The sequence below is a fragment of the Roseomonas sp. 18066 genome (genome assembly GCF_902706185.1).
Classification (GTDB): Bacteria; Pseudomonadota; Alphaproteobacteria; order Acetobacterales; family Acetobacteraceae; genus Pseudoroseomonas.
Genome location: NZ_CACSJM010000108.1, coordinates 1 through 22,792, shown reverse-complemented (window position 1 = coordinate 22,792; position 22,792 = coordinate 1). Strand labels below are relative to the sequence as shown.

The 22,792-nt window shown below is 72.3% G+C and carries 27 protein-coding genes; 7 read left to right on the top strand and 20 right to left on the bottom strand.

Features of this window, described 5'->3' with window-relative positions:
• Nucleotides 1–689 (top strand): ATP-binding cassette domain-containing protein (locus GVN67_RS20130; protein WP_159999120.1); only part of this gene is annotated, 689 nt, incomplete at its 5' end.
• Between the two features lie 6 nt (nt 690–695).
• Here GVN67_RS20130 and GVN67_RS20125 read toward each other — a convergent pair.
• Nucleotides 696–1,016, bottom strand: coding sequence for a multidrug efflux SMR transporter (locus tag GVN67_RS20125; RefSeq protein WP_159999119.1), 321 nt, complete (start codon nt 1,014–1,016; stop codon nt 696–698).
• A gap of 173 nt (nt 1,017–1,189) precedes the next feature.
• On the opposite strand from GVN67_RS20125, the gene GVN67_RS20120 reads away from it, so the two are divergent.
• A complete protein-coding gene (locus GVN67_RS20120; RefSeq protein WP_235035391.1) occupies nt 1,190–2,464 on the top strand; it encodes a M20 family metallo-hydrolase in 1,275 nt (424 codons plus the stop codon).
• Between the two features lie 26 nt (nt 2,465–2,490).
• On the opposite strand, the gene GVN67_RS20115 is transcribed toward GVN67_RS20120, so the two are convergent.
• The 4 genes from GVN67_RS20115 to GVN67_RS20100 form a co-directional block, all read right to left on the bottom strand.
• Complete coding sequence (locus GVN67_RS20115) at nt 2,491–3,105, bottom strand: DUF882 domain-containing protein (protein WP_159999118.1); 615 nt, start codon at nt 3,103–3,105, stop codon at nt 2,491–2,493.
• Entirely contained in the window at nt 3,105–4,799 is a 1,695-nt protein-coding gene (locus tag GVN67_RS20110) for a murein L,D-transpeptidase (protein WP_235035390.1), read from the bottom strand. The genes GVN67_RS20115 and GVN67_RS20110 overlap by 1 nt, the downstream gene beginning before the upstream one ends.
• A gap of 162 nt (nt 4,800–4,961) precedes the next feature.
• Nucleotides 4,962–5,489 (bottom strand): DUF177 domain-containing protein, encoded by a 528-nt coding sequence (locus GVN67_RS20105; protein ID WP_159999117.1) that lies wholly within the window; start codon nt 5,487–5,489, stop codon nt 4,962–4,964.
• The gene (locus GVN67_RS20100; protein WP_159999116.1) at nt 5,486–6,064 is read right to left on the bottom strand and encodes a ubiquinol-cytochrome C chaperone family protein; all 579 of its coding nucleotides are present in this window, start codon (nt 6,062–6,064) and stop codon (nt 5,486–5,488) included. The genes GVN67_RS20105 and GVN67_RS20100 overlap by 4 nt, the downstream gene beginning before the upstream one ends.
• A 148-nt stretch (nt 6,065–6,212) precedes the next feature.
• Here GVN67_RS20100 and GVN67_RS20095 point away from each other — a divergent pair, with 148 nt between their 5' ends.
• A complete protein-coding gene (locus GVN67_RS20095; RefSeq protein ID WP_235035389.1) occupies nt 6,213–6,749 on the top strand; it encodes an outer membrane protein assembly factor BamE in 537 nt (178 codons plus the stop codon).
• Between the two features lie 294 nt (nt 6,750–7,043).
• Here the strand turns inward: GVN67_RS20095 and GVN67_RS20090 are convergent, their stop codons facing one another.
• The 11 genes from GVN67_RS20090 to rpiB form a co-directional block, all read right to left on the bottom strand.
• Nucleotides 7,044–8,237, bottom strand: a complete 1,194-nt coding sequence (locus tag GVN67_RS20090; protein ID WP_159999115.1) for an MFS transporter — start codon at nt 8,235–8,237, stop codon at nt 7,044–7,046.
• Nucleotides 8,237–9,199 (bottom strand): thiamine-phosphate kinase, encoded by a 963-nt coding sequence (gene thiL / locus GVN67_RS20085; RefSeq protein WP_159999121.1) that lies wholly within the window; start codon nt 9,197–9,199, stop codon nt 8,237–8,239. The genes GVN67_RS20090 and thiL overlap by 1 nt, the downstream gene beginning before the upstream one ends.
• A 74-nt stretch (nt 9,200–9,273) precedes the next feature.
• Complete coding sequence (nusB, locus tag GVN67_RS20080; protein WP_159999114.1) at nt 9,274–9,777, bottom strand: transcription antitermination factor NusB; 504 nt, start codon at nt 9,775–9,777, stop codon at nt 9,274–9,276.
• On the bottom strand, nt 9,774–10,271 hold the full coding sequence (gene ribH / locus GVN67_RS20075; protein WP_159999113.1) for a 6,7-dimethyl-8-ribityllumazine synthase: 498 nt from the start codon (nt 10,269–10,271) through the stop codon (nt 9,774–9,776). Before ribH ends, nusB begins: the two co-directional genes overlap by 4 nt.
• Nucleotides 10,268–11,392 (bottom strand): 3,4-dihydroxy-2-butanone-4-phosphate synthase, encoded by a 1,125-nt coding sequence (gene ribB / locus GVN67_RS20070; protein WP_159999112.1) that lies wholly within the window; start codon nt 11,390–11,392, stop codon nt 10,268–10,270. Before ribB ends, ribH begins: the two co-directional genes overlap by 4 nt.
• Nucleotides 11,389–11,991: a riboflavin synthase gene (locus GVN67_RS20065; RefSeq protein WP_159999111.1), complete on the bottom strand. Its 603-nt coding sequence runs from the start codon at nt 11,989–11,991 to the stop codon at nt 11,389–11,391. The genes ribB and GVN67_RS20065 overlap by 4 nt, the downstream gene beginning before the upstream one ends.
• A gap of 1 nt (nt 11,992) precedes the next feature.
• A complete protein-coding gene (gene ribD, locus GVN67_RS20060; protein ID WP_255430414.1) occupies nt 11,993–13,135 on the bottom strand; it encodes a bifunctional diaminohydroxyphosphoribosylaminopyrimidine deaminase/5-amino-6-(5-phosphoribosylamino)uracil reductase RibD in 1,143 nt (380 codons plus the stop codon).
• Nucleotides 13,132–13,752 (bottom strand): GNAT family N-acetyltransferase, encoded by a 621-nt coding sequence (locus tag GVN67_RS20055; protein WP_159999109.1) that lies wholly within the window; start codon nt 13,750–13,752, stop codon nt 13,132–13,134. The genes ribD and GVN67_RS20055 overlap by 4 nt, the downstream gene beginning before the upstream one ends.
• A gap of 7 nt (nt 13,753–13,759) precedes the next feature.
• Nucleotides 13,760–14,230: a transcriptional regulator NrdR gene (gene nrdR / locus GVN67_RS20050; RefSeq protein ID WP_159999108.1), complete on the bottom strand. Its 471-nt coding sequence runs from the start codon at nt 14,228–14,230 to the stop codon at nt 13,760–13,762.
• Between the two features lie 25 nt (nt 14,231–14,255).
• Complete coding sequence (gene glyA, locus GVN67_RS20045; RefSeq protein WP_159999107.1) at nt 14,256–15,560, bottom strand: serine hydroxymethyltransferase; 1,305 nt, start codon at nt 15,558–15,560, stop codon at nt 14,256–14,258.
• A 4-nt stretch (nt 15,561–15,564) separates the two neighbouring features.
• Nucleotides 15,565–16,041, bottom strand: a complete 477-nt coding sequence (gene rpiB / locus GVN67_RS20040) for a ribose 5-phosphate isomerase B (protein ID WP_159999106.1) — start codon at nt 16,039–16,041, stop codon at nt 15,565–15,567.
• 146 nt (nt 16,042–16,187) lie between these two features.
• Between rpiB and GVN67_RS20035 the strand changes: the two genes are divergently transcribed.
• Both GVN67_RS20035 and GVN67_RS30575 read left to right on the top strand, forming a co-directional pair.
• Nucleotides 16,188–16,481, top strand: coding sequence for a CopG family ribbon-helix-helix protein (locus GVN67_RS20035; RefSeq protein ID WP_159999105.1), 294 nt, complete (start codon nt 16,188–16,190; stop codon nt 16,479–16,481).
• A 42-nt stretch (nt 16,482–16,523) separates the two neighbouring features.
• Nucleotides 16,524–16,838, top strand: coding sequence for a type II toxin-antitoxin system RelE/ParE family toxin (locus tag GVN67_RS30575; protein WP_159999104.1), 315 nt, complete (start codon nt 16,524–16,526; stop codon nt 16,836–16,838).
• Here the strand turns inward: GVN67_RS30575 and GVN67_RS30480 are convergent.
• Nucleotides 16,759–17,592, bottom strand: a complete 834-nt coding sequence (locus GVN67_RS30480; protein WP_159999103.1) for a dienelactone hydrolase family protein — start codon at nt 17,590–17,592, stop codon at nt 16,759–16,761. The two genes, GVN67_RS30575 and GVN67_RS30480, sit on opposite strands and share 80 nt — an antisense overlap.
• 212 nt (nt 17,593–17,804) lie before the next feature.
• Here GVN67_RS30480 and hemB point away from each other — a divergent pair, with 212 nt between their 5' ends.
• On the top strand, nt 17,805–18,821 hold the full coding sequence (gene hemB / locus GVN67_RS20020; protein ID WP_159999102.1) for a porphobilinogen synthase: 1,017 nt from the start codon (nt 17,805–17,807) through the stop codon (nt 18,819–18,821).
• A 28-nt stretch (nt 18,822–18,849) separates the two neighbouring features.
• Complete coding sequence (locus GVN67_RS20015; RefSeq protein WP_159999101.1) at nt 18,850–19,143, top strand: YXWGXW repeat-containing protein; 294 nt, start codon at nt 18,850–18,852, stop codon at nt 19,141–19,143.
• 159 nt (nt 19,144–19,302) lie between these two features.
• On the opposite strand, the gene GVN67_RS20010 is transcribed toward GVN67_RS20015, so the two are convergent.
• From GVN67_RS20010 to GVN67_RS20000, 3 genes are all read right to left on the bottom strand, one after another.
• Nucleotides 19,303–20,424 (bottom strand): alpha/beta hydrolase, encoded by a 1,122-nt coding sequence (locus GVN67_RS20010; RefSeq protein WP_159999100.1) that lies wholly within the window; start codon nt 20,422–20,424, stop codon nt 19,303–19,305.
• Between the two features lie 98 nt (nt 20,425–20,522).
• Nucleotides 20,523–21,419, bottom strand: coding sequence for an alpha/beta fold hydrolase (locus tag GVN67_RS20005; RefSeq protein ID WP_235035388.1), 897 nt, complete (start codon nt 21,417–21,419; stop codon nt 20,523–20,525).
• Between the two features lie 20 nt (nt 21,420–21,439).
• A complete protein-coding gene (locus GVN67_RS20000; protein WP_159999098.1) occupies nt 21,440–22,642 on the bottom strand; it encodes a CaiB/BaiF CoA-transferase family protein in 1,203 nt (400 codons plus the stop codon).
• Nucleotides 22,643–22,792 lie beyond the last annotated feature (150 nt).

Genomic DNA, 22,792 nt, shown 5'->3' with positions numbered 1-22,792 from the left:
CGCCGCCCCCCGCCCCCCGGGCCGGCGCGATCCGCCTCGCCGCCGGGGCGCTGCATGCCAGGCGGCTGCTGACCGTCGAGGACCAATGGGTCCTGGCCCCGGATGGCCGCCGGCTGTTCCGCAGCGGCCCGCTCGCCATCGGCGCCGGGGAACGGCTGGTGCTGCTCGGCGCCAACGGGTCCGGCAAATCCACCCTGCTGCAGCTGCTGCGCCGGGCCATCGCCGCGCCCGAGGGCTTGCCCGGCATCACGACGAGCGCGGCGCTGCGCCCCGGCTATCTCGACCAGGCGCTCGCGCATCTGCCGGCCGACAGCAACGCCGAGCGGCTGATCGCCGGCATGACCTCCGGCGGCGACGCGGCGGCGCGGCGGCTGCTGGCCAATGCCGGCATCCCCATCGCCGCCCAGACCTGCGCGCTGAAGAAAATGTCGCCGGGGCAGCGGGCGCGGCTCGGGCTGCTGGCGCTGCGGCTGCAGCAGCCGAACTTCTTCATCCTGGACGAGCCGACCAACCACCTCGACATCCCCGGCCGCGAGGCGCTGGAAGACGCGGTGCTGGAGGCATCCGTGCAGCAGGCGGGGGCCGCCTGCCTGCTGGTCTCGCATGACCGGCACTGCATCGCGCGCCTCGGCACCCGCTTCCTGCGCATCGAAGGGGGCAGGCTGCGCGAGGTCGACTGTCCCGACTGACGAACATTACTGCGGGCTGGACAGCTTCATCAGCACCAGCCCGCCGACGATCAGCAGCGCCGCCAGCACCCGCAGCGGCGTCAGCGCCTCGCCGAGGAACAGGACGCCCACGGTGAAGGCGCCGACCGCGCCGATGCCGGTCCAGATGGTATAGGCGGTGCCCAGCGGCAGCACCCGCATCGACCAGGACAGCAGGCCGAAGCTGACCAGCATGGCGGCGAAGGTGACGATGGTGGGCCAGAGCCGGGTGAAGCCTTCGGACTGCTTCATGGTGAAGGCCCAGACGACCTCGAACAACCCGGCGACGGCCAGCAGAATCCAGGCCATGGCGGCCTCCTTGCAGAAGAACCGCCGGGCCGTCCCGGACTTCGACCCGTGTGGGGGGAGGACGTGGCCTCGCCCGCCTTTCTCAGCACGCGGGGCATGGGGGGTCAAGCGGCCACCCCCCGTTGCCTTTCGCGCCCCGCCTGTCAGGAATACCGGGGAGAAACGGCGAGGCGATGATGAGCGACAGCGTGGCACCGAACCTGATCGCGGCGGTGGACCAGGCGCGGCAATGGGACCGGTTGATGCAGATGGCACGGCTCGGCGCCATCCCCGGCCCCACAGCAGAAGATCGGGGGGTCAACCGCCCCTGCCTGTCGCCGCTGGACCGCGAGGCGCGCCGCCTCCTCATCGGCTGGGCCGAAGGGCTGGGCCTGACCGTCGCCACCGACGAATTGGGCAACCTGTTCCTTCGCCACGAAGGCACAGAGCCGGAGGCCGCGCCGGTGCTGACCGGCAGCCACATGGACAGCCAGCCCAATGGCGGCCGCTTCGACGGCATCTGGGGCGTGCTGGCGGCGCTGGAGGCGGTGCAGGCGATCCGCGAGGCCGGCATCGCCACCCGCCGCCCGATCGAGGTGGTGGCCTGGACCAACGAGGAAGGCGGCCGCTACGCCCCCGGCTGCATGGGCAGCATGGCCTGGTCCGGCTTCGCCAAGCCGGACAGCTGGGACGCGGTGGTCGACCCCGACGGCATCCCCTTCCGCGCCGCGCTGGACGAGCATCTGGCGCTTGAATCCGACCTGCCGCGCCGCCCGCTCGGCGCCTTTCGCCCGCATGCCTATGTCGAGGCGCATATCGAGCAGGGGCCGCGGCTGGAGGCGGGTGGGCTGGATATCGGCGTGGTCACCGGCATCCAGGGCAGCCGCTGGTTCCTGGTCGAGATCGAGGGCAAGACCGACCATGCCGGCACCACCCCGCTGTCGCAGCGCCAGGATGCGGTGCAGGACATGGTGCGCGCCATCACTGCGCTGAACCAGCTGATGCAGGACCCGGCCGACGTGCTGCGCTTCACTGTGGGCAAGGTCGAGGTGTTTCCGAATTCCTCGAACACGGTGGCCGACCGGGCCCGCTTCACCATCGACTTCCGCCACCCGGACGCGGCGGTGCTGCTGGCCCGCGGCGCCGCCATCCCCGGCGTCATCCAGGCGGCGCTGAGCTCCTGCCGCGCCACGGTGACCGAGCGCTTTTTTGCATTGCCCGTGGAGTTCCAGCCGGAGGTGCCGGGCGCGGTGGAACGCGCCGCGCTGGCCCAGGGGCTGAAGCCGCTGCGCATGCCCTCGGGCGCCTTCCACGACGCGCAGTTCCTGGTGCCGCTCTGCCCCAGCGGGATGATCTTCATCCCCTGCCGGGATGGGGTCAGCCACCACCCGTCGGAATATTCGACGCCGGAGCAGCTGGCGAAAGGCGCGCGGGTGCTGGCAGCCGCGCTGGTCGAGCTGGCGGCATGAAAAAGGGGCCGAAAGGCCCCTTTTCTTCACCAGCGCCGCGGCGGCCCGCAGTCGAGATGGACGAAACCCTCGCGGCGGTAGAGGCCGACGCCGCCCACCTGCATCTGCGCCGCCGTCCGCGCCACGCCATAGGGGTCTCTACCCGGCAGGCGGAAATCCGCCGCCATCCCCGACATATGCAGCGACACCGTCGACGCCCCGCCGGAGCGGCGGACATTGCGCGCATTATGCTCCGGCGTGCGGTAGCCGCTGGAGATGACGAAGGCCTCGGAGGCCTCCAGCCGGCCGGCCACCGCGCTGAGCACGTCGAACAGCCGCGGGTCCATCGGCGTCACCTCGGAGGCCGACAGGTCGCGGAACACCAGGTCCAGCTTGTGCAGCGCCTCGCGGTCATAGCGGCCGTCGCGGAAATAGACGCCGTCGAAGCTGTCCTCGGTATAGCTGCGCTCGACCTTGATGCTGCGCACCGGCGGCAGGGTGACGGCCTTCGCCGACCCCGGCAGGGCCGCGCAGGCCAGCAAGCCGAGCCCGGCGGCGATCACCTCCCGCCGCCCGGCCATGGCCGGGTCGCAGCAGGGGCAGTCGCCGGTGGCGTGACGCGGAACAGCGTGGCGGGGGGCAGCGAAGCGTCGGAACAACATCACTCGATCGTCGTACTCGGTGTGGCCATGGGGGTCGCCTGGGCGCGGGCGGAGCTGCCCTCGGCGCGCACCGGCGTCGGCGCGGCGGCACGGGCCGGCTGCGGCTGCGGCCGGGCCGCCTCGGGGCGGGGCGTGCTGCGCGCGACGGGCGTGTTGCCGGTGATCGAGGGCGCCACCGCCGGCACCGGGCGGCGCTGGTCGAGCAGGCGCTGATAGGCGGCGTCCAGCCCGTAGATATCCTGGTGGATGCGGACGCGGCCCTGCTCCACCACGACGGAATTATAGGCCAGCCGCACCGGGATGGTGCGCGGCAGGCCGACGAAGCTGGTCTGCCGGCTGTCCAGCGCGCGCTGCGCCCGCGGCCGGTCCCAGCCGGGCACGCCGTCGAGCACGATGTCCAGCAGCTCCATCGGCTGCGCCAGGCGGATGCAGCCCGAGGACAGCGCGCGGTCGGCGCGGCTGAACAGGTGGCGGTCCGGCGTGTCGTGCAGATAGATGTCGTCGCCATTCGGCATGACGAATTTCAGCCGCCCCAGCGCGCTGACATCGCTGGCATCCTGCCGGACGTAGTAGGGAAAATTGCGGGCGTTCAGGCTGGACCAGTCGATGGTGGTCGGGTCGACCTCGACCCGCTCGCCACCCACGGTGGTGAACAGCCGGAAGCCCTTCTCCATCATGGCGCGGGGGTCGCGGCGGAACTTCGGCAGCAGGTCCTCGCGCGCATTGCGCTCGGGCACGCCCCAGGGCGGGTTGAACTGCACCGCGGTCATGCGGACGTTCAGCGGCGGCGTGGCGCGCGCCTGCTTGCCCACCACCACCGCCATGGTCATGGTCTGGCGGCTGCCCTCCATCACCCGCAGGCGATATTCGGGGATATTGACCTCGATGCGACGGCCCGGCGGCGGCGCGCCCTGGCCGCGGCGCAGGTCCATCGCCACGCGGATCTGGCCGAGCCAGGATTCGGCCGGGCGGTTCAGCAGGCGCTGCGTGGCGGGGCCGACGCGGCCATCGGATTCCAGCGCATTGGCGGTCTGCCAGCGGCGGATCGCGGCCTCCAGCGGCGCGTCATAGAGCGGTGCCGGCGCCATCTCGGGCGCTGCGGCCATGGCGGCGGAGAGCTCGGCGTCATCGGCGGCGATGCGGGCGCGCAGGGCGGGGATGCGGACGGCATCCTCCATCCCCGGATCCAGCGTGCCGACGCCGGCGGGAATCGTCGGCCAGCCGCCGGCCTCGACCCGGGCGCGGGCGGCCTGAAGCGCCAGGCGCAGCGCCGGCATGTCGGGCGGCAGCAGCGCGGCGCGCTCGATCACCGTGGCCGGCTCCGGGCTGCCATAGAGCGCGGCCTGCCATGGCGCGAACGGCTGGGCGGTCAGGTCGCGGCGGATATCGGGACGGCCCGCCACCTCCTGCACCCGGCCCTGCAGCAGGTCGGTCATCGCCGCCAGGGCAGCGACATAGAGCGCCGCGACATAGCCGTTCGGATCGGCAGCGGCGCGGGCATCCTCGGGGATGTCGTAGTAGCGGGGCGTCAGGCCATCCGCATCCAGCGCGCGCAGCCGGGCGGCCAGCCGCAGCAGCGCTTCCCAGCTCGGCTGGGCCGGGGCCCCCGGCAGCGGCGCCGCGGCGAAGGCGGGCCCTGCCACGACCGGCAGGCCGAGGGCGATCAGCAAAGCGGACAGGTCTCTGCGGCGCATGAGGCCTCCATTACAGGGGGCCGTCCGCCCCCGCCAGTCTTGATACACCGTTGTTACGCGCCGGTGGACAGGCTTGAAAGGGTTAACGATGTCTTTGTCTCAATGGCAACGGAGGCTTGACCGGCGCGCCCTGCCGCGGCGCCGGGAAGCCGCGGCCGGGGGCTATTTCCGCCCGCCTTTGAGCACGGCGAAGGGGTTGGGCCGGGCCGGCGCTTCCGCCTCCGGGGCCTCATCCTCCTCCGCGTCCATCTCCGGCAGGGCCGCGCCCGGGGCGCGGGGATAGGGGTCGAGCGCCAGGGAGAACTGCTCGGCCAGCGGCTCGCCGAGCTCGATGCTGCCGCGCTCGGTCTCGATCTCGTCCGGCCCCTCCGGATCGTCGGTGGCCTCGCGCCCGGGCGGCAGGAAGCGCAGGTCGACCGCCTCGTCCACCACCTGCTCCACCGGGTCGAGGGTGACCACGCAAATCTGCACCACATGGGCCACCAGCCGGCCACGGCAGCGGATGGTGCCGCCGCGCTCATGCTCCAGCTGCAGCGTCACCGCGAAGTCGTGGATCGCCGGGATGGCGAAGCGCTGCGCCAGCGCCGCGCATTCGGCCGCGGTCGCGGTCCAGGCCTGACGGCGCCCCTCGGGGCCGATGGCGCCCCAGGGCAGGGTGCGGGAGAATTCCAGGACCGTCTCGGGGGTCATGCGGGCAGTTCCTCGGGGGATTCCTCAGGGGGTTCCTCGGGGGCCGCGAAGCGCGCCTCGCCCCCCAGAAAGAGAGACATCGGCTGCTGCGCCAGCAGGGCGTCGGTGGCGAAGGCCAGCGCCGCCAGGCCCGCCGGGCCGGGCGCGTCCCCGGCCAGCCCGCCGCGCCAGACATTGCGGGCCAGCGCCGCGGCCAGGGCCGCGCGGTCGCCGGCCTGCAGCGGCGCCTCATAGGCCTGGGCGCGGCCGTGGAAGGCCTCCCACATGGCCTTCACCCGGCGGGCGATGGACATGTCGCCCACCCCCATCTCGCGCAGGTTGAAATCCATGTCGGCGAACATGGCGTCGAAGACGGCCTGGGCCAAAGCCGCGCCGCGCGGGTCGGCGTCGCGGTGCAGCCGGCGGATCAGCAGCGCCACCTGCAGGCCGATCAGGTCGAAGCGCCCGTCCAGCGTGTCCGGCACGCCCAGCCGCTCGAAGAAGGCCGGGTGGCGGGCCGCGCGCACCGCGGCGCCATAGAGCTCGAAGCCCTGCCGTTCATGCGGGCGGCGGCGAAACAGGCCGAACAAGGCCATGGTCGGAACGGCTCCCCAATGGCGGCGCATGCAGGCGCCGGTTGACCCCGGTGCGGGGCGGTGGCAATCGGGCATGCAGATGGACTGCATCCCCGCGCCGGTCAATCCGACGCTGCGCGGGGCCTGGCCAAGAGGAATTTGGGCGCCCGTGACCAGCGACACCCCCAGCAGCGACATGTCCCGCCGGCAACCGCGCCTGCGCGCCCGGGCGGCGCTGCTCGCGCTCGCCCTGGCCCTGCCCGCCGCCGGCTGCTCTATCTTCGAGGCGCCGCCGGTGCAACGCGGCAACAAGGCCGATCCCGACCTGCTGGCCCAGCTGTCGCCGGGCGTGCAGACCCAGGCCGACGTGCAGGCGCTGCTGGGCCCGCCCAGCGCCACCGGCACCTTCGACCGCAACCACTGGTACTATATCAGCGCGACCACCCGGCTGCGCCCGGCCAGCCATGGCGCGGTGGAAAACCAGCGCGTGGTGGTGATGACCTTCGACGACGGCGGCACCCTGCGCCAGGTGAAGGAACTGGGCGAAGGCGACATGCGCAGCGATGTCGGCATGGTCGACCGCACGACGCCGGTCCCGGGCACCGACCGCACCGTCATGCAGGCCCTGTTCGGCAATATCGGCCGCGTCGGCGCCGGTGGCCTGACGTCGCAGGATTCCGGGCCGGGCGGCGGGCCGGGGCGGTAAGGGAAGCCAGATCCAAGAGAAGACAGAGGCAGGCCAGGGGAATGAATTCCCCTGGACCCCTGCTTTTTTCTGTCAGTGCTGCCGCGCGGCCTTGGCCACGCGGGACACGGCACCGAACCGCAGCGCGACCTTTGAGGTCGCGCTGTTCTTGTATGAAAACGGCGTCCCGCCGTGATGCCCTGGCGACGGCACCGGTGAGGCGCAACTCCCCGAACGGCCGGTGATCAGAAAGAAGAAGGGCGCAAACATATACGTTTGCGTGGGGGAATTCATTCCCCTGCCCTTCCCTGCCCTTCAGGCCAGCTTCACCCGCCGCCCCTGCAGCACCATCAGCACCAGCGCGACCGCGACGGCTGGCAGCAGCAGCAGGTTGAGCGCCACCCAGCCGGCCTGGGCGTGGATGGCGCCCGAGGCGAAGGCGGTGCAGGCCACGGTGCCGAAGACGATGAAGTCGTTGGCGGCCTGGGCGCGGACGCGTTCTTCCGGGCGGTGCGCCTCGGCCAGCAGGCTGGTGGCGCCGACGAACATGAAGTTCCAGCCCACGCCCAGCAGCATCAGCGCCGCGCCGAAATGGGCGAAGCCGTTGCCGGCCAGGCCCACGGCGACGCAGCCCAGGTTCAGCAGGGCGCCCACCGTGATGATGCGGCGCACGCCGAAGCGGGCGATCAGCCGGCCGGTGACGAAGCCCGGGGCGAACATCGACACCGCGTGCATCTGGATGACGGTGGCGCTGGCGGCGATGCCGAAGCCGCAAAGCTGCATTTCCAGCGGCGTCGAGGTCATCACCAGGTTCATGGTGCCATAGGCCATGGCGCCGGTGATGGCCGCGGTCAGGAAGGCCGGGCGGGTGATGATGCCGGCCAGCGGGGTGGCCACCCTGGGGCGCGGCGGTGCGGGCGGCAGCCTGGCCATCGACAGCAGGGCCAGGCAGATCAGCGGCAGCACGGCGAGGACCAGGTAGGTGCCGAGGAACAGGAAGGGCGCCAGGCTCTCGCGCGAGTGCTTGACCAGCTCGGGGCCGAAGATGGCCGAGAGCACGCCGCCGGCCATCACCAGCGACACGGCGCGGGGGCGGTAGTCGGGGGTGGCGACCTCGGCGGCGGCGAAGCGGTAGTGCTGGGAGATGCCGAAGCCGAGGCCCGCCGGCACCGCGCCCAGGCAATAGATAAAGAAGCTGCCCTGCCAGATGCCGAGGGCGAAGGTCAGGCTGCCCAGGCAGGCGCCGACCGCGCCGAGCACGAAGCCCGGCTTGCGGCCGAGCCGGGCGAAGATCAGCCCGGCGGGGATCGAGGCCGCCATGGTGGCCGCCATCTGCAGCGCCATGGGCAGGGTCGCCAGCGCCTTGTCGCTGGCCAGGCTGTGGCCGATCAGCGCCGACATGGTGACCTGCCCCACCACCGAGGCATGCATCAGCGCCTGGCAGAGGAACAGCAGGAAGACATTCTTCTTCATGGCGGCCACGGCCGGGGCCGGTGTGTCGATACCCATCAAAAGTGGCTCCATCCCCCCTGTCCGGGCGGGAGCGCCGCGCCGGAGTCGTCGATCACGCTCACCTGCGCCTCGCCCGCCCCGAACCTGCCGATGCGCGTCACCGCCACGCCGGCGGCACGGGCGCGGGCCTCGATCTCCGGCGCGGCGCCGGGCGGGGCGGCGAAGAGCAGCTCGTAGTCGTCGCCGCCGGTGATCAGCTTCTGGCGCAGCGCCGGGTCGGCCGCGACCAGCGCCGCGGCGGGGGGCGAGAGCGGGACGGCGGCGGCCTCGATGCGGGCGGCGCAGCCGCTGGCGCGGCAAAGATGGCCGAGGTCCTGCAGCAGCCCGTCGGAGACATCCATCGCCGCATGGGCCAGGCCGACCAGCGCCTGGCCCAGCGCCAGGCGCGGCTGCGGCAGGCGGTAGCGATCGGCGAGGAAGCCGTCCATCGGCAGGCGGTGCTGCAGCACGGCCAGGCCCAGATAGCCGTCGCCGATGCTGCCCGAGACCCAGAGCTCGTCGCCCGGGCGGGCGCCGTTGCGGCGCAGCGCGGTGCCGGGGGCGAGGTGGCCGAGGATGGTCAGCGACAGGTGGACGGGCCCGGGGGTCGAGACGGTGTCGCCGCCGAGCACGCCGAGGCCAAATTCCCGTTGGTCCTCGGCGAGGCCGGCGGCGAAGGCCGCGATCCAGGCGTCGGGGGTGCCGCGCGGCAGGCCGACGGTCAGCAGGTAGGCGAGCGGGGTGGCGCCCATGGCGGCGAGGTCGGAGAGGTTGGTGCGCAGCAGCTTGCGGCCGATGGTCTCGGGCGGGTCGTCGGGCAGGAAGTGGACGCCGGCGACCATGGCGTCGGCCGCGAGGACGAGCTCACGCCCCTGGGGCGGCGTCAGCAGCGCCGCGTCGTCGGTGAGGCCGAGGCTGCCTGGGGCGGCGAGCGGCTTGAAGTGTCGTGCGATGAGGGAGAATTCGGCGGGCAGCGTCATGTTCATGCGCACCCTGCCTTGAATGACAGAAAAAAGAAGGGGGTCTGGGGGAATTCATTCCCCCAGCCTTGCTTTTACTTCTGGAACTCGGCCGCCCGCAGCGACCGCGCCATGGCATCCAGCACGCCATTGGCGAAGCGCGGCTCTTCCCCCGAGAAGAAGCCGTGGGCGATGTCCATGTATTCGTTGATGACGACGCGGGCCGGCGGCTCGGTGCCGGCCGACAGCTCGTAGGCGGCCGAGCGCAGCAGGGCGCGCAGCACGGGATCGAGGCGCGGCACGGTCCAGTCGCCTTGCAGGTGGCCCTGCAGGATGGCGTCCAGCGCCTCGCCCTGGGTGGCGACGCCGCGCACCACCTTGGTGAAGAGCGGCACGTCGGCCAGCGGCACGCGGCCATCCTCGAAGCCGCCGGCATCGGGGCCGATGCGGTAGCGGATGAACTGGTCCAGCACGGTCTCGGCGGCTTCGCCGTTGATGTCGGACTGGAACAGCGCCTGGATGGCGGCGACGCGGGAGCCGGTGCGCGGACGCCCGGCGACCACAGGCTTCTTCGCCGCGCCCTTCGGGGTGTCGCTCATGCCAGCCCCCAGCGGCGGGCCAGGATGATCTGCTGCAGCACGGCCTGCACGGCCTCGCCACCCTTGTTGTGGTGGTCGTCGGCGCTGCGGGCCTCGGCCTGGGCCAGGTTCTCGACGGTCAGCAGGCCGAAGCCCAGCGGCACGCCGGTCTCGCCGCTGATGTCCATGACGCCCTGGCAGACGGCATCGCAGATGAACTGGTAGTGGTCGGTCTCGCCCTTCACCACGCAGCCGAGGAGGAGAAAACCGTCCCAGGTGATGGTGCCGGGCTCGGCCGAGCGGCGGATCGCCATGCGCAGCGCCGCCGGCAGCTCATAGGCGCCGGCGACGTCGACGACGTCCATGCTGGCGCCGATCTGGGTCAGCAGCTTCTCGGCGCCGCGGCGCATGCCGCCGACGACGGCCTCGTAATAGGGGGCCTGGATCAGCAGGATGCGCGGCGGGCGTCCGGGGATGGTGGGGACGGCGCGTTCCGGCGCGTCGGCGGTGCTCATTCGGCGCCTTCCTCGATGGGGCGGGTCTCGACCACGGTCAGCCCGTAGCCTTCCAGCCCGACAATGGCCTTGGGGTGGTTGGTCAGCAGCATCATCTCACGCACGCCCAGATCGGCCAGGATCTGGGCGCCGATGCCGTAGTCGCGCAGCTCGAAGCCGGGGCCGCGGGCGCGGACGGCGCGCAGCCGGTCGGACAGCGAGGTCGGCTTGACGTCGCGGATCAGCACGACGACGCCGCGGCCCAGCTCGTTGATGGCGGCCATGGCGCGGTGCAGCTCGCTGGTGCCGCTGGTGCCGACGATGTCGGTGAAGAGGTTCACCGCATGCATGCGCACCGGCACCGGGCCCGGCCGGGCCAGGTCGCCCTTCACCAGGGCGACATGCTCGCCGTATTCCAGGGTGTTGGCATAGACGACGACGCGCCATTCGCCGCCCGGCAGGTCGGCCAGGCGGGAATCCTCGACGCGCTTGACCAGGCGCTCGGTGCGGCGGCGGTGGCCGATCAGGTCGGCGATGGTGCCGAGCTTCAGGCCGTGGTGCTGGGCGAAGGCCACCAGGTCCGGCATGCGGGCCATGGTGCCGTCGTCATTCATGATCTCGCAGATCACGCCGGCGGGGTTCAGGCCGGCCAGGCGCGCGAAGTCGACGGCGGCCTCGGTATGGCCGGCGCGGACCAGGGTGCCGCCCTCGCGCGCCACCAGCGGGAAGACATGGCCGGGGGTGACGATGTCCTCGCGCCGCGCCTCGGGGTTGATGGCGACGGCGACGGTGCGGGCGCGGTCGGCGGCCGAGATGCCGGTGGTCACCCCTTCGCGCGCCTCGATCGAGACGGTGAAGGCGGTCTGGTGCCGGGTGCCGTTGCTCTGCGCCATCAGCGGCAGGCCCAGCTGCTCGACCCGCGGCTTGGCCATGGCCAGGCAGATCAGGCCGCGGGCATGGCGGGCCATGAAGTTGATGGCGTCGGGCGTCGCGAATTGCGCGGGGATGACCAGGTCGCCCTCGTTCTCGCGGTCCTCGTCATCGACCAGGATGAACATGCGGCCGCGGCGGGCCTCCTCCAGCAGCTCCTCGGTGGGGCTGATGAACTCGGCGAAGGAGGTCTGCTGCGTGTGGACGGTCATGCGTTGAACTCCCGCAGCCGGGCGACATAGCGCGCCAGCATGTCGATCTCGATATTCACCCGGTGGCCGGGGGCCAGCGCGCCGAGGGTGGTCACCGCGGCGGTATGGGGGATCAGGTTGACGCCAAAATCCAGCCCCTCGACCTCGTTCACCGTCAGCGAGACGCCCTCGATGGTGATCGAGCCCTTCTGGGCGACGAAGCGCGCCAGCTCGGCCGGCAGGCGGAAGCGGCAGCGGAGCGACCCATTCTCATGGGTCGCCGAAAGAAGCTCGGCGACGCCGTCGACATGGCCGGAGACGACATGGCCACCCATCTCGTCGCCCATCTTCAGCGCGCGCTCGAGGTTGATGCTGCTGCCCTGGCGCCACTGGTCGAGGGTGGTCTTGCTCAGCGTCTCGGCGGAGACCTCGACGGTGAAGCGGTTCTCCTCCAGCGTGACTACCGTCAGGCAGCAGCCCGAGCAGGCGATGGAGGCGCCGATCTCGGCCCCGGCCAGCCAGCCCTGCGGCGTGGCCAGCGCCAGGCGCATGTCGTGGCCTTCGCCGATCGGCTCGATGCCGGCGACGGTGCCGGTGGCGGTGATGATCCCGGTGAACATGTCAGGCAGCCTCGAATTCGCTGAGCAGGTCGGGGCCCGGCAGAGCCAGGCTGGTGCGGCGATATCTGGGCATGGCCGACAAAAGCTCCAGCGGCAAGGCGTCCAGCGCGGGTCGGCCATCGCCGCCGATCACGGCGGGGGCATGGAACCAGGCCAGGCGGTCGACCAGGCCGGCATCGCGGAGCAGCGCGGCGGCCAGGCCCGCGCCGCCTTCGGCCAGGATCCGGGTCAGGCCACGGGCGGCGAGCGCGCGCAGCAGGGCGCCGGCATCGAGCCCCTGCCCCGCCGCGGCGTCGGGCGGCACCTCGATGAGGGTGGCGCCGGCCTCGCGCAGCGGGGCCAGCGCGGCCTCCGGATGGCCCGGGCGGGTCGCGATCCAAACCGCGCCCTCGCCTTCCCGCAGCATCCGGGCGGTCGCGGGCATGCGCAGCCGGGCATCGGCGACGACGCGCACCGTGGGGACGCGGGCGAAGCCGGGAATACGACAAGAAAGCTCGGGATCGTCGGCCAGCACGGTGCCGCTGCCGACGAGCACCGCGTCATGCCGGCCGCGCAGCGCATGCGCCGTGCGGCGGGCGGCGGGGCCGGTGATCCACTGGCTCTCGCCGGTCCGCGTCGCGATGCGGCCGTCCAGCGTGGAGGCCAGCTTCAGCGTGACCAGAGGCAGGTTGCGGGTGGCGACCTTGACGAAGCCGGCATTGATGGCGCGCGCCTCGGCCTCCAGCAGCCCCACCGAGACGCTGACGCCGGCGGCGCGCAGCTTCTCCAGGCCGCCGCCATCGACCCGGGGGTCGGGGTCGCGCATGGCCACCACCACCCGGGCCACGCCGGCGGCGATCAGCGCGTCGGTGCAGGGCGGGGTGCGGCCCCAATGGCAGCAGGGCTCGAGGGTGACATAGGCGGTGGCGCCGCGGGCGGCATGGCCGGCCCGCTTCAGCGCCTCGGTCTCGGCATGCGGGCGGCCGCCGGGGGCGGTCCAGCCGCGGCCGACCACGGCGCCGTCACGAGTGATGACGCAGCCGACCGAAGGGTTCGGCCAGGTATTGCCCAGGCCCCGCGCGGCCAGGGCCAGGGCGGCGCGCATGAACGCCGCGTCCTGGACCGGATCGGGGGTGGCCCGGGAAATCCCTGGCAGCGCTGTCATGCCGCGTCGAGGACGTGTTGGTTCAAGAGGGGCTGGGTCAGCAGCGGCTTGGCCAGCACGCTGTGCGGCAGGGTGACCTGCAGCACCGGCTCGGTGCGGCGGCCGGCGGCCTGCATGGCATAGCCGCGGCGGCGGAACAGGCCGAGCGCGCGCAGATGCCCGCTGGGCACGCGGACGCGCAGCGACCCGGCGCCGGCGGAAGCCATGAGCTCCTCCAGCGCGCGCAGCAAGGCGGAGCCGATGCCCTGCCCGGTGACGCCGGGGAAAACCCAGAGGCCGGTCAGCCGGGCGGCGGCACCCGGCTCGGCCGGGGCCGGCTCGGCCAGGACGCAGCCCAGCGCCCGGCCGTCGCGCTCGGCCAGCAGCAGGGTGGCGCCCGCCGCCTCGGCCTCGGCGAAGAGGGCGGTGAAGCGGGCGGCATCGGCCATGCGGCGGAGACCCGCCGGCAGCAGCGCCGCCGCTCCTTGCGCGAAGGCCGCCGCGGCCAGCTCGGCCAGCGCCGGGCGGTCCACAAAGGTCGCGGGACGGATGACCAGACCGGCTTCGGCACGCACCGAGGCCAGGGCCACGGCAGAAACCCCGGCGGACAGGGCCGCCGGATGGGAAAGCTTGACCACGCTGAGCTCAGCCTTTGTCCTGGTCGTTGCCGAAATCGAGGGAGCCCAGGAAAGCCTTGAAATCGCTGGCTTCACCGAAGTTCCGATAGACCGAGGCGAAGCGCACATAGGCCACCTGGTCCAGTTCCTTCAAGGTATCCATCACCATCTCGCCGATGGTGCGGCTGGTGATCTCGCTCTCGCCCTCGGCTTCCAGGCGGCGCTGGATGCCGGTGACGATGCGCTCCACCCGGTCCTCGTCCACCGGCCGCTTGCGCAGCGCGATGCGGATCGAGCGGGCGAGCTTGTCGCGGTCGAAGGGCACGCGGCGCTGGTCGGACTTGACCACCGTCAGCTCGCGCAGCGTCACCCGCTCGAAGGTGGTGAAGCGGGCGCCGCAGGAAGGGCAGGACCGCCGGCGGCGGATCGCCGCCCCGTCATCGGCGGGGCGGCTGTCCTTCACCTGGGTGTCCTCGCTGCCGCAGAAGGGACAGCGCATCCGGGGCTTCCCCGACCTGGCCCGTTCAGGCCCGGTAGATCGGGAAGCGGTCGCAGAGGGCATGCACCTCGGCGGCCACCTCGGCCTCCACGGCGGCATTGCCCTCGGGGTCGTTGGCGCGCGACAGGCCGAGCAGGACGCGGCCGATCATCCGCCCGATCTGGCGGAACTCTGCCTCGCCCAGGCCCCGGGTGGTGCCGGCCGGCGTGCCCAGGCGGATGCCCGAGGTGACGAAGGGCTTGGCCGGGTCGAAGGGGATGGCGTTCTTGTTGCAGGTCAGGTGGGCGCGGCCCAGCGCCGCCTCGGCCGCCTTGCCGGTCAGGTTCAGCGGGCGCAGGTCGACCAGCATCAGGTGGTTGTCGGTGCCGCCGGTGACGATGCCGGCACCCTGGGCGATCAGCTCCTCGGCCAGCGCCTTGGCGTTGGCGACCACCTGGTGGGCATAGGCGCGGAAGTCGGGGCGCAGCGCCTCGCCGAAGGCGACCGCCTTGGCGGCGATGACATGCTCCAGCGGGCCGCCCTGCAGGCCCGGGAAGACCGCCGAGTTGATCTTCTTGGCCAGGGCCTCGTCGTTGGTCAGGATCATGCCGCCCCGCGGGCCACGGAGAGTCTTGTGGGTGGTCGTGGTGGTGACATGGGCGTGCGGCACCGGGCTCTCATGCGCGCCACCGGCGACGAGACCCGCGAAATGGGCCATGTCGACCATGAAGAAGGCGCCGACCTCGTCCGCGATGGCGCGGAAGCGGGCGAAATCCCAGGCGCGCGAGTAAGCAGAACCGCCGGCGACGATGACCTTGGGGCGGCTCTCGCGGGCGATGCGGGCCACTTCCTCCATGTCGATCACGCCGGTGTCGCGGTCGACGGTGTAGGGGGCGACCTTGAACCACTTGCCCGACTGGTTGGCGGGCGAGCCATGCGTCAGGTGGCCGCCGGCGGCCAGGTCCAGGCCCATGAAGGTGTCGCCCGGCTGCATCAGGGCGAAGAACACCGCCTGGTTGGCCTGGGCGCCGGAATGCGGCTGGACATTGGCATAGGCCGCGCCGAACAGCGCCTTGGCGCGCTCGATGGCGAGCGTCTCGATCTCGTCGACGAACTCGCAGCCGCCGTAGTAGCGCTTGCCCGGCAGGCCCTCGGCGTACTTGTTGGTCAGGATCGAGCCCTGGGCCTCCAGCACCGCGCGGGAGACGATGTTCTCGGAGGCGATCAGCTCGATGCCGTCCTGCTGGCGGACCAGCTCCTGGCCGATCAGCTTCGCGATATCGGCATCCGCCTCGTCGAGGGGGGCGGCGAAGAAACGGGCGGCGAGATGCGCGGGGGACAGCTCGTTCATCGGATCAGACCTCCTGGGGCCGGGCGCCGGACAAGGCAGGCGGCGTCATCTTGGCGATGCGGCGATCGTGCCGGCCGCCTTCATAAGGGGTCGCGAGGAAGGTGGACAGCGCGTCGAGCACCACTTCCACGCCGATGGTGCGGGCCCCGAAGCAGGCGATGTTGGCATCGTTGTGCGCGCGGGTCAGCCGGGCCTCGGTGGTGTTGTGCACCACCACGGCGCGGACCGCCGGATGCCGGTTGGCGGTGATCGCCATGCCGATGCCGCTGCCGCAGACCAGCACGCCGAAGCGGGCCTGGCCGGTGGTCAGGGCCTCGGCGACCGGATGGGCGAAATCGGCGTAGTCGCAGCTCTCGCCGCTATGCGCGCCGAAATCGAGCACCGGATGCCCGGCCGCCTCCAGGGCGGCACGCAGGCTGTCCTTGAGGGCGACGCCGGCATGGTCGGCGCCGAGGGCGATGGGGGTTTCGGCCGGGTTCATGGCGCCCCCGTTACCACGCCTTGTTGATCGGTGGAACTCAGACCCCCACGGCTTGGGCGCAGGTCGGGTCCGCGAGGGGGGAATGGTTGCGGGAGGGCTGGGTGAACTGGGCGTGAGCGGGGCCGCTCTGGCACGGCGTCGAGGCCGTGCTTCGCCGCCGCAGCTGGCCTGTAGCCCGGCAGGTTTCGCGGAGGGCCACCGCCCTGGCGGAGCAGACCATCACCGTCCAGCGGCGCGCCGGGCAGCGCGCCGAGCTGGACCGGCTGGCCGAGAGGCTGGAGCCCGACCGCGGCGCCCTGGTGACGGCAGCGGTCGAGGCCTGTCTGTCGCTGCATCGCTGGCGACTGGCCCGGATCGAGCAGGGGCTGCGCCAGGCCGAGGCGGGCGATTTTGCCAAGCAATCCGAGATCGAGGCGGTCTTCGCGACGCCCCGCCGGTGACCCTCCGCGACACGCGGCTCGCCTTCGGGCGATCTGCGGCAGGTGCGGGACCATATCGGCGCAGACAACCCGGCAGCCGCCAATGCCGTGCTGGCCCGGCTGCGCGCGGCCATCGACGGGCTGATGCAGCTGCCGGCGCGTCGCCGCCCCGGAAGGCGTGAAGGCACGCGCCAGCCGGTGGTCGCCGGCACAGCCTTCGTCGTGGTTTGTCGGATGTCAGGCGACGAGATCGCGGCGCTGACGGTGCTGCACGCGACACGCGCCTGGCCGGCCCCTTCTACCGCGACAGCTGCTCGAAGAAGGCCATCGCCCGCGGAATGGCCACGGCCCGCGCTGCCGGGTCCGCCCCGGCGGTGACCCGCCGCCCGTCCGGCAGGTCGCGGGCACGGGGCGGCGCATTCCCCGGCGCGTCGAAGCCATGCCCTGCCGTCGGGAACTCCTCGAGCTCCACCCGCCCGGCAGCCTGCATCGCCGCCCAGCCGCGGCAGGGGGCCGGCGGCGTCCAGTCGTCGCGGGCGCCGAGCAGGAGCAGCAGCGGCACCTGCGCCTCGGTGCGCGCCCGGCGCGAGGGGCCGCAGCCGGGATAGAAGGCGACGCCGCCGCGCAGCAGCCCGGGCGGCGCCGTGGCGGCCGCGGCCAGCACGGTGGTGCCGCCATGCGACCAGCCGAGCAGCAGCGCCCCGCCCGGCGCCGCCCAGGGCTGCGCCTGCGCCCAGGCCGCCGCGGCCAGGGCATCGCCACCGCGCACCGCCCCGCCGGCCGGGAAGTCGGTGACGCCGCAGGCGGTGCCCAGGCCGCGGCTGAGGAAGCTCTCGGGGAACAGCACCGGATGGCCGGCGGCCAGCAGCCGGGTGGCCCAGTCGCGTTCCCGCGCGCCGAGGCGGATGCTGCCGTCGCGCGCCGCCAGCCCGGCGCAGCCATGCAGGGCGATGACCGGGATGCCGGGCACAGTGGCTTCGGGCAGCAGCAGCAGCGCCTGCAGCGCCAGGCCGTCCGGGCCCGGCAAGGTGACCGGGCGCGGGTCGAGGCTCACCGCCTGGGCCGCCCAGGGCAGGAGGGCCAGGGGCAGGAAGACCATGGCCAGCGCCAGCAGGCGGAGCAGGATCGGCATGGCGCGAGCGTGGCACCGGCGCCGCCGCGGCGCTGCTGAAATCGCGGCAATCCGGGGCGCCATCGGGGGTTCGGGCGGCTGGGCTGCGCCGCGGCCCCTTCCCTCGGGCGGGGGGGGCGTGGCAGGACTGACAGCGCCGTCCCGGGCCTTGTCCGCCGGGGACCCCCGTCCTGGCCGATCCCGACCAGGCTTCGCCACCGCCGGAGCCGCCGATGCCGCAAGCCCCCTTCCCCGCCGCCCTGGGTTCCTTCCCGACGATCCGGCCGCGCCGCAACCGGCATGACGCCTGGACCCGGCGGATGGTGGCGGAGAACCGCCTGTCGGTGGACGACCTGATCTGGCCGATCTTCATCATGGAAGGCCAGGGCAACACCACCGAGGTCGGCTCGATGCCCGGCGTGCAGCGGGTGACGCTGGACCGGCTGGCGGCGCATGTGGCGCCGGCGGCGGCGCTGGGCATCCCGGCCATCGCCCTGTTCCCGATGACGCCGCCCTCCGCCAAGGATGCCGAGGGCACCGAGGCGAAGAACCCGGAAAACCTGATGTGCCGCGCCGCGCGGATCCTGAAGAAAGAGTTCCCCGAGGTCGGTCTGGTCGGCGACGTCGCGCTCGACCCCTATACCGACCACGGCCATGACGGGGTGATCCGCGACGGCTATGTCGCCAATGACGAGTCGGTCGAGATCCTGGTGGCCCAGGCGGTGAACCAGGCCGCCGCCGGCATCGATGTGATCGCGCCGTCGGACATGATGGATGGCCGGGTCGGCGCCATCCGCCGCGGGCTGGACGGGCAGGGCCTGCTGCACACGCGGATCATGTCCTATGCCGCCAAATATGCCTCGGCCTTCTACGGCCCGTTCCGCGACGCGGTGGGCTCGGGCGGCGCGCTGAAGGGCGACAAGAAGACCTATCAGATGGACCCGGCCAATTCGGACGAGGCGCTGCGCGAGGTGGCGCTGGACCTGGCCGAGGGCGCCGACATGGTGATGGTCAAGCCGGGCATGCCCTATCTCGACATCGTCCGCCGGGTGAAGGACCAGTTCGCCGTGCCGACCTTCGCCTACCAGGTCAGCGGCGAATACGCGATGATCATGGCCGCGGTGCAGAATGGCTGGCTGGACCACGACAACGCGATGCTGGAGAGCCTGCTGGGCTTCAAGCGCGCCGGCGCCGATGGCGTGCTGACCTATTTCGCGGTCAAGGCCGCGGCGCTGCTGAAGGCTGGCTGAGCGCATTCCCTGGGCGAGGTAGAGGCCGATGATCCGTCGTTCGCTGTTGCTGGCATTGCCCGTCGCCCTGGCCGCCTGCGTGCAGGCGCCGCCGATGCCCTATCCCCCGGTGCCGGCCTTGCGGCACGAGGTGGTGCTGGCGCCGCCGCCGATGCCGGAGCGCTATGTCTGGCAGCCCGGCCACTGGCAGTGGGATGGCCGCGCCTATGAATGGGTGGCGGGCCATTGGGCGGTGCGGCCGGTGCGCGGCGAGGTCTGGGAGCATGGCCGCTGGGTCTGGGCCGAGGGCCGCTGGGCCTGGCTCCCCGGCCACTGGCGCTAGGGTGAGTTGGCTTCGGAAGGGCGAAGCCAACTCACCCCAACGGTTTGTCTGATCGCGTCATTCCGGCTTCCCGGCGATTCCCTCGAGCCGTCACGTTCCAAAAACAGACAGAAAAAAGATGGGGTCCAGGGGAATTCCTTCCCCTGGCCTTGCTGTCTGTCAGCGGCGCCGCGCCGGCGCCACGACGGCCGGCGCCGGCAGCGCGAAGGCCGAGCGCAGCTCGCCCGCCATGAAGCGCTGCGCCGAGCCGGCATTGGCCAGCAGGTTCGGATCCACCCCGAAGAACTCGTGGGTGACGCCGGGGAAGTCCTGCGACACCACCTGCACGCCGCTGGCCTGCAGCCGCTGGCCCAGCAGCATGCCGTCCGACTGCAGCGGATCGATGCCGGCGGTGATGATGATCGCCTTGGGCAGGCCGGAGAGTTCGGCGCGGCCATAGACGTTCAGGCGGGTGTCCTGGGCCTCGGCCGGCATCGAGGTGTAGTGGCCCATGAACCAGCGCATCATCGCCGCGTTCAGCGGCTTGGCCATGGCATTCGCCTGGTAGGAGGGCGTGGTCATGTCGGTGCCGGCCAGCGGGTAGATCAGCCCCATGGCGACCGGCAGCGGCGTGCGCGACTCGCGCGCCGCCATGGCGACGTTGATCGCCAGGTTGCCGCCGGCGCTCTCGCCGACGACGGCGACGCGGGACAGGTCGGCGCCCATCTGGGCCGCGTTCTGCAGCGCCCAGACATAGGCGGCATAGGCGTCCTGATGGGCGGCGGGGAACTTGTGCTCCGGCGCCTGGCGGTAGTGGACCGAGACCACGATCGCCTGGGACTCGAGGGCGAGCGCGCGGGCCGAGGCGTCATAGGCGTCGAGCGAGCCGATGACGAAGCCGCCGCCGTGGAAATAGACGATCAGCGGCATCAGGGCGCGGGCGGGCTGGCCGGCGCGGGGCGGCTCGGCCGGGATATAGACGCGGGCCGGGATCGGGCCGCCGAGGCCGGGGATCTCGATGTCGCGCACCACCGGGACCGGGCGCGGCGCGTCGGGGCGGCCGAGCTGGCGCAGCCGGGCCTTGACCGCATCGGCCATGCCGGGCTGCAGCCGGGCCTCGGCCGGGCTGAGCGTCTCGATCGGCTTGCCGCGCAGCGACTGCAGGCTGTCGAGCAGGGCGCGCATCTCCGGCTCGGCGCGGCCGGTCGGGTCGGCGGGGGGCAGCATCTCGGGCTGGGCGGCGCAGGCGGCCATCAGGCCGAGCGGCAGCATCAGCCCGGCACGGCGCGTCAGATTGATCATGGAGCGTCTCCTCGGCCGGCCGCATCAGGCGGCGGGCAGTGGCGGGGAAACGTGCTCTCGGCCGTTCGGGTTGCGGCGGCGCAGGGCGGGATCAGGCGCTATCGCAGGAAGCCGGCGACCGTCTCGATCTGCTCCGCCGCCATCAGCGCCGGGGCGTGACCACAGCCGTCGAAGGTCACCAGGGTGGTGCCCGGGCGGGTCGCCATGCGCGCGGCGGTCTCGGCGGTCAGCAGCGGGCTGTCGGCGCCGCGCAGCAGCAGGACCGGCGGGCGCAGCACGGACCAGAGCGGCCAGAGGCTGACATCGGCGATGGCCGGCCCCAGCGCGCGGCCGATGCCGGGGTCGTGGTGCAGGCCGAGCCGCCCGTTCGGCAGGGCGCGGGCGGAATGGCAGGCCAGGTGCCGCCATTGCGCGTCGGAGAGCGCGCCGAAGCCGGCATGGATGCGGCGCAGATGCGCCTCCACCGCCTCGAGCGACTCGAAGCCAGGGGTTTCGGCCAGATAGGCGCCGATATGGGCCAGCGCGCTGCCGGGGATGGCGGCGCCGACATCGTTCAGCACCAGGCGCCGCAGGCTGGCGCGGCGGCGCGACTGGCCGGGGATGCTGGCCAGGCCCAGGCCGATCAGCCCGCCCATCGAGGTGCCGACCAGGTCGAAAGGTTTCTTCAGCTCGCGCAGCAGCGGCTGCAGCAGGGCGACATAGGTCGGCACGGCATAGAGCCGCGGGTCGGAAAGCCAGGAGGAGAGCCCGCGACCCGGCATGTCGATGCAGAGGACGCGGCGGCCCTCGGCCGCGAGCGCCATGGCCAGCGGGTCGAAGTCGCGGCCATTGCGCGACAGCCCGTGCAGGCAGAGGACCGGGGCGCCCTCCGGCGGCCCCCATTCCACCCAGCGCAGGTCGACGGCGCCGAAGACCCGGGCGCCCAGGGCGGGCGCGCCAGGCGGCAGCGGCACGCGGATCGCGCCCAGGCGTGGCTCGGGGAAGGACGTGGTCACCACCCCCTCCCCCGCGCGCATCAGACGATGCCGCCCTGGCGCAGCGCGGCGATGGCCTCGGCGTCGTAGCCGAGCCCCGCCAGCACGTCGTCGGTGTGCTGGCCCAGCACCGGCGCGGCCAGGCGGTAGTCCGGCGGCGTGGCCGAGAGCTTCACCGGATTGGCGATGACGGTGACCTCCTCGCCCGAGGCATGCGGCATGCGCACCACCATGTCGCGCGCCACCACATGCGGGTCGGCGAAGACTTCCTTCAGCGTGTTGATCGGGCCGCAGCCGATCTTCAGGGCCTCGAGCGCCTCGATCCAGACCTTGGTGGTCTTCGTCTTGGTGACCGCCGTCAGCGTCTCGGTGACCAGCGCCCGGTTGCCGACGCGCGCCGCGTTGGTCGCGTAGCGCTCGTCTTCCAGCAGGTGCTGCAGGGAAAAATTCTTGCAGAAGCGCTCGAAGGTGGGGTCGTTGCCGATCGACAGCACCATGTAGCCGTCATCGGTCGGGAAGACCTGGTAGGGCACGATGTTGGGGTGCTGGTTGCCCAGGCGCGGCGGGTTCTCGCCGGTCGCCAGGTAGTTCATGCCCTGGTTGGCCAGCCAGGCGACATGGGTGTCGAGCATGCCGATGTCGATCTGCTGGCCCTGGCCCGAGGCCTCGCGGTGGCGCAGCGCCGCCAGGATGCCGATGGTGCCGTAGAGGCCGGCGAAGAGGTCGGCGACCGGGATGCCGACTTTTTGGGGCTCGCCCTCGGGGTCACCCGTGAGGGACATGACGCCGCCCATCGCCTGGATCAGCGCGTCATAGCCGGGGCGCGGCGCATAGGGGCCGGTCTGGCCGAAGCCGGTGATCGAGCAGTAGATCAGCCGCGGGTATTTTTCTTTCAATTCGTTCCAGCCGAGGCCGTATTTCGCCAGCGCGCCAACTTTAAAATTCTCGACCAGGATGTCGGCGGTCTCGAGCAGCTTGTGCACGATCGCCTGGCCCTCGGCCTGGGCGATGTCGATGGTCACCGACTTCTTGTTGCGGTTCACGCCGACGAAATAGGCGCTCTCCTTGGTCTTGGGCACATAGGGCGGCGCGAAGGCGCGGGTGTCGTCGCCGGCCTCCGGGCGCTCGATCTTGATGACGTCGGCGCCGAGGTCGCCCAGCATCTGCGTGCAGGTGGGGCCCGCCAGCACCCGGGTCAGGTCCACCACGCGCAGGCCCTTCAGCGGGCCGGTCGTTTCCGTCATCAATCCGTTCCTTGGTCTTCTCGTTCGTCACCGGTGACACCCGGGGGGCCTGACCCCCGGGGCCGCGCATCAAGCCAGATTAGCGGCGATCCCGCCACCCGGGCCGCGCGCGCGCGGGGCGCCCCTGGCCGCGCCGCCACGCCCCCCTGT